Origin of the sequence: Streptomyces turgidiscabies Car8 (genome assembly GCF_000331005.1) — a bacterium.
Classification (GTDB): Bacteria; Actinomycetota; Actinomycetes; order Streptomycetales; family Streptomycetaceae; genus Streptomyces; species Streptomyces turgidiscabies.
The window spans coordinates 1-1,525 of record NZ_AEJB01000538.1 but is presented as its reverse complement, the minus strand read 5'-3'; the positions used below and the strand labels follow the sequence as shown (position 1 = coordinate 1,525).

Genomic DNA, 1,525 nt, shown 5'->3' with positions numbered 1-1,525 from the left:
CTGCGGCACGCCGCCGAGCGCGAGCACCGCTCGGACCCTGCGCTCCTGCGCCGTGTCCAGCGGGTCGCCGTGTTCGTCCTCATGGACGCGCCGGGCCTTTCTGCGCAGCACAAGCACCCTCCCCCTCGCCGCGTTTTCTCTACGACGCCGAGGGCGCCCAAAACGTTCGGCCTCGGCGGAGACGTACGTCACACCGTTATCGAAGCGAGACGGTCGCCTCGCCCGTCCCCGGTCGGCCGAGCCCGTACAGCTTGCGCCCTGCCGTGCCCGTGGGGCTGGTTTATCCAGCTCAGCAGGGGTGCCGCCGGAATATCGTGACCGTTCGCGGCCCGTGTCGCGTCCCAGCCCTCGGGCATGCCGGGCAAAGGATTGGACATGTTGCCCTGGGTGGGACGCATGATGGAAATGCGCCGGTCACGCAATCGGTCGCGCGATACAGCGCCATACAGAAGGAGTCGCCGTGAGGGTCGGAATCGTCGGAGCCACCGGGCAGGTCGGCACGGTCATGCGCAGGATCCTCGTCGAGCGTGAGTTCCCGGTCACCGAGCTGCGGCTGTTCGCGTCGGCTCGGTCGGCGGGGTCGGTCCTTGACGGCGTCACGGTGGAGGACGCGGCGACGGCCGACTACACCGGCCTCGACATCGTGCTGTTCTCGGCGGGCGGCGCGACCTCGAAGGCGCTCGCGGAGAAGGTCGCCTCGCAGGGTGCGGTAGTGATCGACAACTCGTCGGCGTGGCGCCGGGACCCGGAGGTACCCCTGGTCGTCTCCGAGGTGAACCCGCACGCCATCGTGGACCGCCCGAAGGGCATCATCGCCAACCCGAACTGCACGACGATGGCCGCGATGCCGGTCCTGCGGCCGCTGCACACGGAGGCGGGCCTCGACGCGCTGGTCGTCGCCACGTACCAGGCGGTGTCCGGTTCGGGTGTGGCGGGTGTGGCGGAGCTGCACGGACAGGCGCAGAAGGTGATCGCCGACGCGGACAAGCTGACGCACGACGGTGCGGCGGTCGACTTCCCCGAGCCGCAGGTCTACAAGCGTCCGATCGCGTTCAACGTGCTGCCGCTGGCGGGCAACCTGGTGGACGACGGTTCGTTCGAGACGGACGAGGAGCAGAAGCTGCGCAACGAGTCCCGCAAGATCCTGGAGATCCCGGAGCTGAAGGTCTCCGGTACGTGTGTCCGCGTGCCGGTGTTCTCGGGCCACTCCCTCCAGGTGAACGCGCGGTTCGCGCGCCCGCTGTCGGTGGAGCGGGCGACGGAGCTGCTGGCGGGGGCGCCGGGTGTCGTCCTGTCGGACATCCCGACCCCGTTGGAGGCGGCCGGTCAGGACGCGTCGTTCGTGGGTCGCATCCGCGTGGACGAGACGGCGGAGAACGGGCTCGCGTTCTTCGTCTCCAACGACAACCTGCGCAAGGGCGCGGCGCTGAACGCGGTGCAGATCGCCGAGTTGGTGGCGGTGGAGTTGAGCGGTAAGTAGTCGCTCTTCTCGCCCCCGCCGCCCCTACCCGTCCCATCCCTGGGG

Annotated in this window: 1 protein-coding gene and 1 pseudogene; one reads left to right on the top strand and one right to left on the bottom strand. The window is 69.6% G+C overall.

Annotated elements, in window-relative coordinates; translation table 11 throughout:
• Window positions 1-111 (bottom strand): annotated as a pseudogene (locus STRTUCAR8_RS54810) (RNA polymerase subunit sigma-70); the annotation flags it as partial.
• A gap of 349 nt (window positions 112-460) precedes the next feature.
• Here STRTUCAR8_RS54810 and STRTUCAR8_RS39170 point away from each other — a divergent pair.
• A complete protein-coding gene (locus tag STRTUCAR8_RS39170; RefSeq protein WP_006381908.1) occupies window positions 461-1,480 on the top strand; it encodes an aspartate-semialdehyde dehydrogenase in 1,020 nt (339 codons plus the stop codon).
• Window positions 1,481-1,525: the final 45 nt, after the last annotated feature.